Annotated in this window: 11 protein-coding genes and 1 tRNA gene; 6 read left to right on the top strand and 6 right to left on the bottom strand. The window is 64.0% G+C overall.

Going from position 1 to position 12,991, the window contains the following annotated elements; genetic code table 11:
• Window positions 1–110: 110 nt before the first annotated feature.
• On the bottom strand, window positions 111–776 hold the full coding sequence (locus tag XI08_RS29625; protein WP_271577092.1) for a glutathione S-transferase family protein: 666 nt from the start codon (window positions 774–776) through the stop codon (window positions 111–113).
• A 162-nt stretch (window positions 777–938) separates the two neighbouring features.
• Between XI08_RS29625 and XI08_RS29620 the strand changes: the two genes are divergently transcribed.
• The 4 genes from XI08_RS29620 to panE all read left to right on the top strand — a co-directional run bounded on the left by XI08_RS29620 (window position 939) and on the right by panE (window position 4,707).
• The gene (locus XI08_RS29620; protein WP_442869873.1) at window positions 939–1,520 is read left to right on the top strand and encodes a DUF2239 family protein; all 582 of its coding nucleotides are present in this window, start codon (window positions 939–941) and stop codon (window positions 1,518–1,520) included.
• Between the two features lie 75 nt (window positions 1,521–1,595).
• Window positions 1,596–2,960, top strand: a complete 1,365-nt coding sequence (locus XI08_RS29615; RefSeq protein WP_271577090.1) for an MATE family efflux transporter — start codon at window positions 1,596–1,598, stop codon at window positions 2,958–2,960.
• A gap of 107 nt (window positions 2,961–3,067) precedes the next feature.
• Window positions 3,068–3,676 (top strand): 2-hydroxychromene-2-carboxylate isomerase, encoded by a 609-nt coding sequence (locus XI08_RS29610; protein ID WP_027543831.1) that lies wholly within the window; start codon window positions 3,068–3,070, stop codon window positions 3,674–3,676.
• Window positions 3,677–3,783: 107 nt separating this feature from the next.
• Window positions 3,784–4,707, top strand: coding sequence for a 2-dehydropantoate 2-reductase (gene panE, locus XI08_RS29605; protein ID WP_271577089.1), 924 nt, complete (start codon window positions 3,784–3,786; stop codon window positions 4,705–4,707).
• 202 nt (window positions 4,708–4,909) lie between these two features.
• Here panE and XI08_RS29600 read toward each other — a convergent pair whose 3' ends face one another.
• From XI08_RS29600 to XI08_RS29585, 4 genes are all read right to left on the bottom strand, one after another.
• Window positions 4,910–5,503 carry a c-type cytochrome gene (locus tag XI08_RS29600; protein WP_271577088.1) on the bottom strand — a complete coding sequence of 198 codons (594 nt, stop codon included), beginning with the start codon at window positions 5,501–5,503 and terminating at the stop codon, window positions 4,910–4,912.
• Window positions 5,504–5,703: 200 nt separating this feature from the next.
• Window positions 5,704–6,978 carry a PQQ-dependent sugar dehydrogenase gene (locus XI08_RS29595; RefSeq protein WP_027543828.1) on the bottom strand — a complete coding sequence of 425 codons (1,275 nt, stop codon included), beginning with the start codon at window positions 6,976–6,978 and terminating at the stop codon, window positions 5,704–5,706.
• Window positions 6,979–7,359: 381 nt separating this feature from the next.
• Window positions 7,360–8,346, bottom strand: a complete 987-nt coding sequence (locus tag XI08_RS29590; RefSeq protein ID WP_271577087.1) for an NAD-dependent epimerase/dehydratase family protein — start codon at window positions 8,344–8,346, stop codon at window positions 7,360–7,362.
• 76 nt (window positions 8,347–8,422) lie between these two features.
• Window positions 8,423–8,497, bottom strand: a tRNA-Gly gene (locus XI08_RS29585).
• A gap of 273 nt (window positions 8,498–8,770) precedes the next feature.
• On the opposite strand from XI08_RS29585, the gene trxA reads away from it, so the two are divergent.
• Both trxA and XI08_RS29575 read left to right on the top strand, forming a co-directional pair.
• Window positions 8,771–9,694, top strand: a complete 924-nt coding sequence (gene trxA, locus XI08_RS29580; protein WP_271577086.1) for a thioredoxin — start codon at window positions 8,771–8,773, stop codon at window positions 9,692–9,694.
• Window positions 9,695–9,786: 92 nt separating this feature from the next.
• Entirely contained in the window at window positions 9,787–10,464 is a 678-nt protein-coding gene (locus tag XI08_RS29575) for an LON peptidase substrate-binding domain-containing protein (RefSeq protein ID WP_271577085.1), read from the top strand.
• 12 nt (window positions 10,465–10,476) lie between these two features.
• On the opposite strand, the gene XI08_RS29570 is transcribed toward XI08_RS29575, so the two are convergent.
• Window positions 10,477–12,978 (bottom strand): EAL domain-containing protein, encoded by a 2,502-nt coding sequence (locus XI08_RS29570; protein WP_271577084.1) that lies wholly within the window; start codon window positions 12,976–12,978, stop codon window positions 10,477–10,479.
• Window positions 12,979–12,991 lie beyond the last annotated feature (13 nt).

Below are 12,991 nucleotides of genomic sequence, written 5' to 3'. Positions count from 1 at the left end.
CTCGAAGAGCCGAACTATGGTGCGCAATTGCGCACCTGAGGATCTCGAGATTGTGGCGCGAGATTCCGGGTTCGGTGCTGCGCACCGCCCCGGAATGACGGGAGAGTGGCTTACCGCCCCACCTGGTACGGCCCGCCTTTTTCCAGCGCCCTGGCGTAGGCCGGCCGCGCATGGATGCGCTCCAGGAACGCCATCGCCTTGGGATGGCCCTGCTCCAGCCCGCCGCGCGCTTGCGCGGCTTCGAGCGAGAAGCTCATCTGGATGTCGGCTGCGGTGAACTCGTTGCCGGCGAACCACTCGCTCTTGGCAAGCTCGCCTTCCCAGTAGTCCATGTGCTGCTTGAGCTGCGGATTGACCAGCGCGGTGAGCGCCTGGTTCGAGACCTTGCGCACCAGCGGACGAAGCAGCGCCGGCGCACGCTTCGGCATCAGCGTGAACAGCAGCTTGAGCAGCAGCGGCTGCATCGCCGAGCCTTCCGCGTAGTGCAGCCAGTAGGTGAAGCGCAGGCGCTCGGGCGTGTTCGGCGGCGGGATCAGCCGGCCGTTGCCGTAGGTGGCGACGAGATATTCGATGATCGCCCCGGATTCCGCGATGGTGTTGCCGTTGTCGGTAATGACGGGCGACTTGCCGAGCGGATGGATGGCGCGCAGCTCCTTCGGCGCGCGCATGTCCGGCTGGCGCTGATAGCGCACGATCTCGTAAGGCACGCCCAACTCCTCGAGCAGCCACAGCACGCGCTGCGAGCGGGAGTTGTTGAGGTGATGGACGGTCAGCATCGGTGAGTCCCCAGGCTAGGCGTGGTCAGTTGGCCGCGTTCGTGCCAGCCCGGGAACGCAATGTCGAGCCATCCGGACGGATATTTTCACCCGGGTATATTGACGTAAGCAATTTACCCGGGTATTAAAGAGCCAACGTCATCAATTATGGCAATGATTCCAATGCAAAGGACTTTCACAGCTTTTCAGGGCCAGCGCCGCCTGGCGTCCGGGCCCGCAGGAGAGGTCGCGCTGGTCGTCAAGCGGATCGCGCCACCGCCGAACGAGCCCATCATCATCTTCGAGGACTCGACGGGCCGATCGATCGACTTCGATCTGCGCGGCGGGGATCGCGAGGTGCTGGCGCGGGTGACGAAGCTCGTCCCGCCCCCGGTGGAGGAAACCCCACCGCCGGCCGAGCCGCGCGGGCGCGGCAGGCCGAAGCTCGGCGTGGTCGCGCGCGAGGTGACGCTGCTTCCGCGGCACTGGGAGTGGCTCAACGCGCGGCCAGGCGGCGCCTCGGTCGCGCTGCGCAAACTCGTCGACGAGGCAAGGCGTGCCAGCGGCGACAAGGACCGCGAGCGGCAGGCGCGCGATGCGGCCTATCACTTCATGTCGACCATGGCGGGCAACCTGCCGCAGTTCGAGGAAGCCTCACGGGCATTGTTCGCCGATGACCGGCGGCGCTTCACCGGGCTGATCGCGGACTGGCCGACTGACATCCGCGACCACATCGTCAAGCTCGCCTACAGCGACCGCGCGTAAACCGCGCGGCGCTTTCTCTCAACCCTATCGACGGCCGAAGCCGCGCCTCGCGCGGCAACGGCTTCGCACGCCCTGATGAAAGGCCAATCCATGTCCGCCGCCAAGCCGCTCTGGACAACATTCCTCCGCTTCCTCGCGCCCCTGATGCTGAGCAACGCACTGCAATCGTTGTTCGGCACCGTCAGCAACGTCTATCTCGGCCAGATGATCGGCGTCGACGCGCTCGCGGCGGTCTCGGCGTTCTTCCCGGTGATGTTCTTCCTGTTCGCCTTCGTCATGGGCCTGAGCACCGGCGCCACCGTGCTGATCGGCCAGGCGTTCGGCGCCGGTGAACACGGCAGGATCAAAATCGTTGTCGGCACGACGCTCGCGGTCGGCCTGCTGCTCTCGATCTCGATTGCGCTGGTCGGCGGCCTGTTGAGCCGGCCATTGATGATGGCGCTCGCGACGCCCTCAGACATTCTCGATCAGGCCTCCGCTTATGCGCGCATCATGCTGCTGACGATGCCGCTCGGCTTCGTCTTCCTGCTGATGACGGCGATGATCCGCGGTGTCGGCGATGGGCTCACGCCTCTGCTGGCGCTGGCGTTGTCGACCGCGATCGGCCTGATCCTGACGCCGATGCTGATCCGCGGCGCGTTGGGATTGCCGGCGGCCGGCATCGCCAGCCCGGCATGGGCGGCCGCGATCGCCAATGCGCTGACGCTGATTGCGCTGGCCGTCTATCTGCGGCGAAAGCAACATGCGCTTGCTCCCGATGCCGCGCTGCTGCGTCATCTGCGGCTCAACAGATCCGTACTCGGCAAGATTCTCGGCATCGGATTGCCGAGCGCGATCGGCATGGTGGTGATGGCGATCGCCGAGCTCGTGCTGCTCGGCCTCGTCAACGGCTTTGGCTCCGACGCCACCGCCGCCTATGGCGCCGTCAACCAGGTGATGGGCTATACGCAGTTCACGGCGATGTCGATCTCGATCGCGGTCTCGATCCTCGGCGCGCAGGCCGTCGGCGGCGGCGACAGAGCCCGGCTCGACGGCATCGTGCGCACCGGCCTCGCCTTCAACCTCGTCCTGACCGGCGGCCTCGTGGCGTTGATCTATCTCGCGCCACGCGCCGTGCTCGGCATCTTCATCACCGACGGCGCCGTGCTCGATCTGGCGAAGGAGTTGCTCACCATCGCCTTGTGGAGCTCGGTGCCGTTCGGCCTGGCAACGGTGTTTTCCGGAGCCATGCGCGCCGGCGGCGTGGCGCTGACGCCGATGCTGCTCTCGATCTTCGCGATTCTCGCGATCGAACTGCCGGCTGCGGTCATCCTGAGCCGCACGATTGGCCTGAAGGGCGTATGGGCCGCCTATCCGATCGTGTTCTGCGCCATGTTCATTTTGCAGATGGGCTATTACCTCCTGGTGTGGCGCAGGCGGGCGATCCGTCGTCTGATCTGACCGGATCATCAAGGTATTATGACCATCATTAAACGGTGGACCCGTGGCGCGCGCTGCGCCACAATGGATGAAAAGCCAGAGCAAAAGTCAGGTCAGGGAGAACGAATTTGACCCGCACCGCCCCGCAATTCCTGTTCGATTTCGGCAGCCCGAACGCCTATCTCAGCCATCTGGCGATCCCGGCGATCGAGCAGCGCATCGGCGTCAAATTCGAATATGTGCCGATCCTGCTCGGCGGCATCTTCAAGTCGACCAACAACAGGTCGCCGGCCGAGACGCTCGCCGGCGTCAAGAACAAGCGCGAATTCCAGGCGGTCGAGACCGAGCGCTTCATCAAGCGCTTCAAGGTCCAGCCTTACGTCTTCAACCCGCACTTCCCCGTCAACACGCTGAACCTGATGCGCACCGCGATCGCAGCGCAGCTCGAGGGCGTGTTCGAGACATATGTCGAGGCCGCCTTCCACCACATGTGGCGCGAGCCGAAGAAGATGGACGACCCTGAAATCGCGGCGAAGGCGCTGGCGTCCTCCGGCCTCGATGCGCAAAAGCTGTTCGCGCGCGCCCAGGAGCCCGAGGTGAAGGGCAAGCTGATCAAGAACACCGAAGAGGCGGTCGCGCGCGGCGCGTTCGGCTCGCCGACCTTCTTCGTCGGCAACGAGATGTTTTTTGGCAAGGAGCAGCTGCGCGAGGTCGAGGAGATGGTATCGGGAAAGTGATTCCCCGATCGTGCGCGGAACGAGCAATCTCCTCACCGTCGTCCTGGCCTAGTGGGCAATTGCGCAACTAGGCCAGGACGACGGCAAGAGAAAACAAGGACAATCCCATGCGTATCCTCGTGGTCGGCGCCGGCGCCATTGGCGGCTATTTTGGTGGCAGGCTGTTGCAGGCCGGCCGCGACGTCACCTTCCTGGTCCGGCCGCGCCGCGCCGCCGAGCTGGCGAGCGCCGGCCTCGTCATCAAGAGCCCGAACGGCGACGTGACGCTGAAGGCTCCGCCGACGGTCGAGGCCGACAAGCTCAAGGACAAGTTCGACGTCGTGCTCCTGAGCTGCAAGGCGTTCGATCTCGACGATGCCATCAAGTCGTTCGCAGCGGCGGTCGGGCCTGATACCGCGATCATTCCGATGCTGAACGGCATGAAGCATCTCGACACGCTCGATGCCAGGTTCGGCAAGGAGCGCGTGCTCGGCGGGCTCTGCGCCATCGCCGCGACCTTGAACGAGAAGCGCGAGGTGGTGCAGCTCCAGCCGATGCAGGCGATCAGCTACGGCGAGCGCGACGGCAAGCCGTCCGACCGGGTCAAGACGATCGACGAAGCCTTCAAGAGCGGCATCGTTGGTGCCACGGCCAGCCAGAACATCATGCAGGACATGTGGGAGAAGTGGGTGTTCCTCTCCTCGCTCGCGGCCTCCACCAGCCTGATGCGCACCTCCGTTGGCAACATTCTCGCCGCGCCCGGCGGCCGGGACTTTTTGCTGGGCATGCTGGACGAGACCAGCGCGATCGCCACCGCGTCAGGCTATCCGCCGGGTGGCCCGTTCTTCGAGCGGGTGAAGGGCAACCTCACCACCGAGGGCTCGCCGATGACGGCGTCGATGTTCCGCGACATCAAGGCCGGCCTGCCGGTCGAGGCCGATCACGTCATCGGCGATCTCATCGCACGCGGCGATGCCGCCAAGGTGCCGGTGCCGAAGCTGCGCATCGCGTATACGCATTTGAAGGCGTATGAGAAGCAGCGGGCGGGGTAGCGGCCAGCCACGCGCTCGGTGTCGTCCCGGACAAGCGTAAGCGCAGATCCGGGATCCATAACCACAAGATTACATCGTACGCGAAGTCGTCACTCCGAGTCCCCGTAACCACATCTTCCTGTGGGTATGGGTCCCGGACCTGCGCGCGCTTGAGGCGGGCTTGTCCGGGACGACAGCGGAGTTTACCGCTACACTTCCCGCACTACTGCAAATGCGCCAGATAATGCGCGACCGCCGTAATCTCTTCTTCGCTCATCGCATAGGCGACATCGGCCATCGCGGCGACGCCGCCGCCGACGCGCTGGCCGGCCTTGTAGTCGTGCAGCGCCTTCGCGAGATACTCCTCGCGCTGGCCGGCGAGGCGCGCGACGGCTTTGGTGCCCGCGTAGGTGTCCGTGTGGCATGAGGCACAGCGGCGGCCGGCGGCGACTTGTGCGCCTTTCTTCGACAGATCGGGGTCCTTGTCCTCCGGACCCTTCGGCGGCGCGAGCTGCGAAAAGTAAGCCCCTAGACTGCGGATGTCCTCGTTACCGATCTCCTCGACGATCGGCTGCATCTGGTCGTTCTTGCGCGAACCGGCGCGGAAGAACACGAGCTGCCATTGCAGGAATTGATCGGGCTGGCCGGCGAGCGAAGGAACGTTCTCGGTTTGCGAGATGCCGTTGTCGCCGTGACAGCCGGCGCAGGCGGCGGCCTTCTCCTTGATCGCCGCATTGTCGGCGGCGCTTGCGGAGAGAGCGCCGAGCGCGACGAGCGCAACCGTGCTGATTGCGTGCGAGATGAACTGCCGGCGCATGGTAGGGATTCCGATCTATCGAAGTCGTCATTCCGGGGCGCGCCGCTTGGCGCGAGCCCGGAATCCATAACCACGAATCGGGGTTATGGATTCCGGACTTCCGCGCAAGCGGCGCGCAAGTCCGGAACGACAGCATTGGACTGTGAAAAATGAACGAGGCTGCGGCCGTCACCCGGTCGCAGCCTCGTAAACGTGTCGCGCTACTTCTTGCTGTAGCTGATGCGATAGATCGCGCCGGCCCAGTCGTCGGCGACGAGGATCGAACCGTCCTTGGCGAGGATGATGTCGTTGGGACGGCCGAGATAGCCCTGGTCGCCCTCGATCCATCCGGAGGCGAACACCTCCTGCTTGGCGTTCTTGCCGTCGGGCCCGACGATCACGCGCATGATGCGGCCGCCCTGGTACTTGTGACGATTCCAGGAGCCGTGCTCGGCGATCAGGATGTTGTTCTTGTACTCGGCGGGGAATTGATCGCCGGTGTAGAACTTCATGCCGAGCGGAGCGACGTGCGCGCCGAGATTCAGCACGGGCGGCGTGAACTCGGAGCATTTGTGACCCATCGCGAACTTCGGATCGGGCAGGTCACCCTGGTGGCAATAGGGATAGCCGAAATGCTCGCCCATCTTCGAGATCATGTTCAGCTTGTCGCTGGGCAGATCGTCGCTGACCCAGTCGCGCGCGTTCTCGGTGAACCAGAACTTGCCGGTACGCGGATCGACGTCGCCGCCGACCGAGTTGCGAACGCCGAGCGCATAGATTTCGGCGTTGCCGGTCTTGGGATCGACGCGCCGGATCTGCGAGACGCTGGTCGGGGGGACGCCGACGTTGAAGGGCGGTCCGAACGGCAGGTAGAACCAGCCTTCCTTGTCGACCGCGATGTACTTCCAGCCATGCGCGGCATAGGAGGGCATGTCATCATAGACGACCTTGCCGTCGCCGAGCTTGTCCAGATTGGCTTCCGCGTTGTCGTAACGGATCAGCTTGTCGACCGCGATGACGTAGAGCGCGCCGTCCTTGAAGGCGAGACCGGTGGGCATGTTCAGCCCCTTCAGGATGGTCTTGACCTCCTTCTTGCCGTTGTTGTCCTTGATGGCATAGACGTTGCCGAGGCCGAACGAGCCGACGAACAGCGTGCCCTTGTCACCCCAGGCCATCTGCCGCGCGGCGAGCACGCCGGGCGCATAGACCTCGATCTTGAAGCCCGCCGGCAGCTTGATCTTCTTCATCATCGCCGCGAGCTCGGCCTCCGATGCGCCGGTCGGCGGACCCGACGGCGGCGCCAGGCCCTTCTGCGCCTCGGTCTCGTCGCCCAGGAACCAGTCGTCCGGCGGATGGGTCCAGAATTCCTTGGTGCCGGATTCGTACTTCTTCAGCTGCCGGTTCTTGTCCTGTTGCTGCGCATTGACAACGCTGGTCCCGGCAAGAAGGGCAACCGCTGCAAGCGCCAACACGGATCGATGGAACATCGATGTCATCGCGTCACTCCCCTAAGGCAGCCGTCAGGGCTGCACGTTATTTTGTTATGGCTAGTCGAGAGGCGAAGTTTTGAGTCCGCCCGGGAGGCAGACGCAAAAAGGTTAGCACATCTGCGAGCGGTGAGAAGCGCGTGGCGCGCACTGCGGTTGCGCTCAATAAGAATTGAGACGGATTTCTTCGGACGTTGGCACAGCAGACGCAATGATCTCGCTGCAACGCGGAATCAACATCGCGCGCGGCTGATTTTCAGGCAGCCGAAGGGGCGGTCACACAAAAAACGCGAAAACAACCCCATGCACAGTAGAACGGCAAAGACCATGTTGCGCCCGGTGACGGCACGCAGACATTTGATGCATCGAGCAAAACAGCAACAGCGGCGCTTACGAGGCGACGGGGTAAGGTCCGTCGTCGAACACCGTGTCATGATAGCCTTTCGACCCGACCTCGCGCGCCAGCGTGCTGCGAAAATCCCGTCCCGCACCGAGGCTTTGCAGCGCATGCGCGAAGTCGAATTCGGGCCGCCAGCTCAATTCGCGCCGCGCGCGATCGTTGACGTAGACGCGGTCGATCTGCGGAAACAGGCGCCAGCTATGCGCCGCATAGAGCTGCGCACAATCCGGATAGAGCTCGCGCACGACACCCGCCGCGTCGCGCGCCAGCGCCGCGAGATGGTGCGGCTCGAACGGACTCGTGGCCGACACGATGTAGCGGGCGAAGCCGATGTCGGGCGCGCGTTCGACGGCGAGCAGATGGGCGCTCACAGCGTCCGCTATATCCAGCCGGCGATAGAGCAGCTCGTTGGCCTGCGCGTTCTCCAACGTGTAGGCCGTGCGCATCGCCGGATCGTCGTCGTCTTCCGGAAAGAAGCGCGAGGTTCGCAAGATGAGGACGGGCAGGCCGCGCTCGCGGAAGAACAGCTCGCACAGACTCTCCGCCATCAGCTTGGTCGTGCCGTAGATGTTCTTCGGCACCGGCGGCAGATCCTCGGTGACCCACACCGCGGCCTGACCGGCCTCAGGGCGAAGCTGCGAGCCGAACGCGCTGGTCGTGCTGGTGAAGACAAAGCTGCGCACGCCGGCGCTTACCGCCGCCTCGAGCAGATTGAGCGTGCCGGTGACGTTGGTGTCGACGAAATCCTGCCTGCCGTGGGTCGCCACATGCGGCTTGTGCAGCGTCGCGGTGTGGATCACGGCGGTGACGCCGTCCATCTGGCGCCGCACGAAATCCGGATCGACGATGGAGCCGACGGCATCGGTGAAGGACGACGGCTTCAGATCGACCCCGCGCACAGGTGACCCGCGCCCGCGGAGCGTGCGGAGAAGGGCCTCCCCGAGATGGCCCGCGCTGCCGGTGACCAGAATTGTCATTGCAGACCCAATACAGCCGCCAGCGGCGTGGAAAACCACGGCCCGACCCGGTTTGGCTGGATGCTCTGGGAAAAATTGGAGCGGGCGAAGGGGCTCGAACCCTCGACCCCGACCTTGGCAAGGTCGTGCTCTACCACTGAGCTACACCCGCATCCTGTGTCGGTCGCATGACGCGCCGGCAACGGCTGTCGTATGCCAAAAGCGGGAGGGGAATGCAACAGCTACCGGCGGCATAGATTCGCAATCCGGGGCCCTATATGGGCCCCGAATGCGACCAAATCGCCCGAAAACGCTCCGGAACCGCCGAATCGGCCCTGACGGATTGAAATTCGGCCGTCCCGGCCCAATTTAGGAGCCGACAACGAAGCATATGCATTGGCGACGTGCTAAAGACCCGCCATTCCAGACATGACGAGGGGATCCCGTGACGATCATCGACCAGGGTAACGGAGCGGCGGGCCCGGCTGCGGCCGATCTGATCAAGGACACCACCACCCAGACCTTCGTGAAGGACGTCATCGAGGAATCGAAGCGCCAGCCGGTGCTGATCGATTTCTGGGCGGAGTGGTGCGGGCCCTGCAAGCAGCTCACTCCCGTGCTGGAAAAGGCGGTCAAGGCGGCCAAGGGCAAGGTCAAGCTGGTCAAGATGAACATCGACCAGCACCCGGCGATCCCGGGCCAGATGGGCATCCAGTCGATCCCGGCCGTGATCGCCTTCGTCAACGGCCAGCCGGCCGACGGCTTCATGGGCGCGGTGCCGGAGAGCCAGCTCAACGCCTTCATCGAAAAGCTGACCAAGGGCGTGACGGCGCCGGGCGAGCCCAATATCGCCGAGATCCTGCAAGAGGCCGAGGCGGTGCTCGCCGAGGGCGACGCCGCCGCCGCGGCGCAGATCTATGCCGAGGTGCTGCAGCACGATTCGACCAACATCGCGGCGCTCGCGGGCCTCGCCAAGTGCTACGCCGTCTCCGGCGCGATGGAGCAGGCCAAGCAGACGCTGGCCATGGTGCCGGAGTCCAAGCGCAACGACCCCGCCGTGAAGGCCGTGCAGACCGCGATCGATCTCGCCGAGCAGGCGGAGCAACTGGGGCCGGTGGCGGAGCTGGAACAGAAAGTCGCCGCAAACCCGCTCGATCATCAGGCACGCTTCGACCTTGCGACCGCGCTCAACGCGCAAGGCAACCGGTCGGCGGCGACCGAGCAGCTGCTCGCGATCATCAAGCGAGACCGCAAATGGAACGACGACGGCGCCCGCAAGCAGCTCGTGCAGTTCTTCGAGGCCTGGGGCGGCACGGATGATGCGACGATCGAGGGACGCAAGCGCTTGTCGACGATCCTGTTTTCGTGAGGGCCGCTATTTTTTGAGCATGATCTTGTCGGAAAACCGCTTCGCACTTTCCAGGATCATGCTCTAGCGCTAACACCGGCAGCGGGGACCAGATGCCGATCAACATCGAATATCGCGGGCCCGCCGACCTTCCGGAGATCATTCCGGTATTTCCATTGCCGGGCGCGCTCTTGCTGCCGCGCGGCCAGATGCCGCTCAACATCTTCGAGCCGCGCTACCTCGCGATGGTCGACGACTCTTTCCGAGACGGCCATCGCCTGATCGGCATGATCCAGCCCGATGTGGCGCATTCGCCGAAGAACTCCGACAAGCCGACGCTGTTTCGCGTCGGCTGTGTCGGCCGCATCACCCAGCTCGCCGAATCCGGCGACGGCCGCTACATCCTGGAGCTCACCGGCGTCTCGCGCTTCAAGATCGTCGAGGAGCTCGAGGTGCTCACCGCCTACCGGCAGTGCAAGGTGGATTTCTTCACCTATGTCGACGACTTCACCGCGCGGATGGGCGAGGACGAGGTCGATCGCGAGGCGCTGCTGTCGGTGCTGGCGGACTTCTTGAAGGCCAACAATCTCAAGGTCGACTGGGAGGGCGTCGAGAGCGCGCCCAACGAGGCGCTGGTCAACGCGCTGGCGATGATGTCGCCCTATGGCCCGGCGGAAAAGCAGGCCATGCTGGAAGCTCCTGACCTGAAGACCCGCGCCGAGATCCTGATCGCGGTGACCGAGATGGATCTCGCCAAGAAGCGCACCAGCGGCGATCCGCCGTTGCAGTAAAGGCCTGACTGCTCAGGCAGCGCGGACGGCTGCTCCGGCACCTCGCCGCAGCATTCTGGCGACGTCGGATGCAGGCATTGGCCGGCTGAAATAGTAGCCTTGCGTTTCGAGGCACCCCTCTTCGTGGAGGATATCCAGCTGCTCCTTGGTTTCGACGCCTTCGGCGGTCGTCGTCTTGCCGAGGCTGACCGCGAAACGAACCACCGCCCGCGCGAGATGATGCGCCTCTGCCCTCGCGCTGGACAGTTCGTTGACGAAACTGCGGTCGATCTTGATCTTGTCGAACGGGAACTTTTGCAGAAAGCTCAGCGATGAATAACCGGTGCCGAAATCGTCGAGGGCGATTCGCACACCGAGGTCGCGCAATTGGCCGAGCACTGCGAAAACAGCTTCGCTGTCATGCATGATCACCGTCTCGGTGACCTCGAGCTCGAGCCTGTGCGGCGCAACTCCCGAACTCGCCAGCGCGCCGATGACGACCTGAACAAGCTCCTTGCTCCTGAATTGAGCGGGAGACAGGTTGACCGCGATCCTGACATCCGCCGGCCATTTGGCGGCTTCCGCACAGGCGGTTCTCAAGACCCATTCTCCCAGCGGCACGATCAAGCCGGTCTCCTCCGCAAGCGGAATGAATTCGCCCGGCATGACCAGACCTTGCTGCGGGTGATGCCAGCGTAGCAGGGCCTCGAAGCCGTTGACCTTGCCGGTCGCGGGGCTGACGAACGGCTGGTAGTGGAGCTCGAATTGACGGCCGGCAATCGCAACCCGCATGTCGCGCTCCAGGTTGCGTCGCGCATGCATGAGCTCGTCGAGTTCCGGCTCGAAGAAACGGAATGCGCCACGTCCACCACTCTTGGCCGAGTAGAGAGCGAGATCCGCGCTCTTCATGATCACGTCGGAATCGTTGCCATCGCGCGGCGCGATGGCGATGCCGATGCTGGTGCCCACCGTGACCCGGTGATCGCCGAGATCGAACGGCTCACAAAGCGCCTTTCTGATGTTCTCGGCAAGGGCGGCGGCCTCCACGGCCGGGTTGGTCACGTAATCGATCACGGCGAACTCGTCGCCGCCCAGTCGAGCTATCAACGCGGTTTCCGTGGTGCATTCGCGCAACCGCGCAGCGACGGCGCGCAACAGGGAATCACCCGTCGGATGTCCTAGCGTGTCGTTGACTTCCTTGAAGCGGTCGAGGTCGAGCATGAGCACGGCCAGATCGAGGCCGCCATTGCGCGTAACTGCAATGGCATGCTCCATCCGCTCTCTGAGCAGCACGCGATTTGGCAAATCGGTCAACGCATCGTGTTGTGCCATATGAGCGATCTTGGCCTCGGACCGGCGTTGCTCGGTGACGTCAAGATGCGTGGCCACCCACCCGCCGCTGGCCATTGGCTGCCGCGTCACGCAGATCAACCGACCATCCGTGAACTCGTCGATTCTGCTCGAGACCGCATCGAACGGCAACGCGGCCAGCTTCGAGAGGAATTGCTCGGCAGCGCCTTCGCTGGTGTCGCTCTTGAGGATGCCGGTCGCGACGCGATGCCTGATGATGTCGGCGTGCGGTGTCCCGGTCTTCAGCAGTTCCGGCGGCAGCCGATAGAGTCGGGCATAACGCTCGTTGCAGACGACAAGCCGCTTCTCGGCATCGAACATGCACAGGGCCTCGACCATGTTGTTGATGGCCGTATCGAGCCTGAGTTTCTGGTCCTGGATTGCCTGTTGCGAATCTTCCACCTGTTGCCTGGCGAGCGAGAGCTCACTGATGATTTGCTCGAATCGGCTGGTTCTGGTCGCAAGGCGGCGATCCGCCAGCACGCCGACGAAGCTCATCCCGAGCACCGACAGGGCCACGCCCGCAATTGCCACGGCGAGGAAGGTCGGAGAAAGCGACAATGTATCGCTTGCCAGCGTAGGGTCTGGAACGATCTGCACGGCCCCCATGGCCGTGAAATGATGCGACACGATGGCGAGCGTCAGCAGCAGCGCCGCAGCAAAGGTCCCCCGCTTGTCCTTGCGGCCCAGGGCAACGGCGAGCGCAGCGTAGCCCAGGACCATGCCGAGGACGATCGAGATCAATACCAGCCCCGGCGACCAGGTCACACGACCCGGCACCTCGAGGGCCCACATGCCGATATAGTGCATGCTTGCAATGCCGGCGCCGATAATGCCGCCACCGGCAGCTGCGCGCCACCGGCCGGAATTGTTGACTGCAACGCCAAAACCGCCTGAGGTCAGGATCATCGCCGCGGCGAGCGACAGCGCCGTCAGGACGAGGCCGTAATTGGTCGAGACGCCGGGCTCGTAGGCGAGCATTGCGACAAAATGCGTTGCCCAGATTCCGTAGCCGATGGCGGCGCCGGCAATCGCAATCCAGATCACCCGCGCCCAGGCTCGCGAGGCGACCGCACGATGAAAGATGCTGACCGCAACGATACTTGCGACGAAGCAGACCAGGCCGGCAAGCAGGACGAGACGCCAATCGTGCTCGACCGTAAGGCAGGAATAAACACGGAACATCCAATACCGCTCC

This window comes from Bradyrhizobium sp. CCBAU 11361 (assembly GCF_028128935.1).
Classification (GTDB): Bacteria; Pseudomonadota; Alphaproteobacteria; order Rhizobiales; family Xanthobacteraceae; genus Bradyrhizobium; species Bradyrhizobium niftali.
This window is presented reverse-complemented; position numbering and strand designations above follow the sequence as displayed.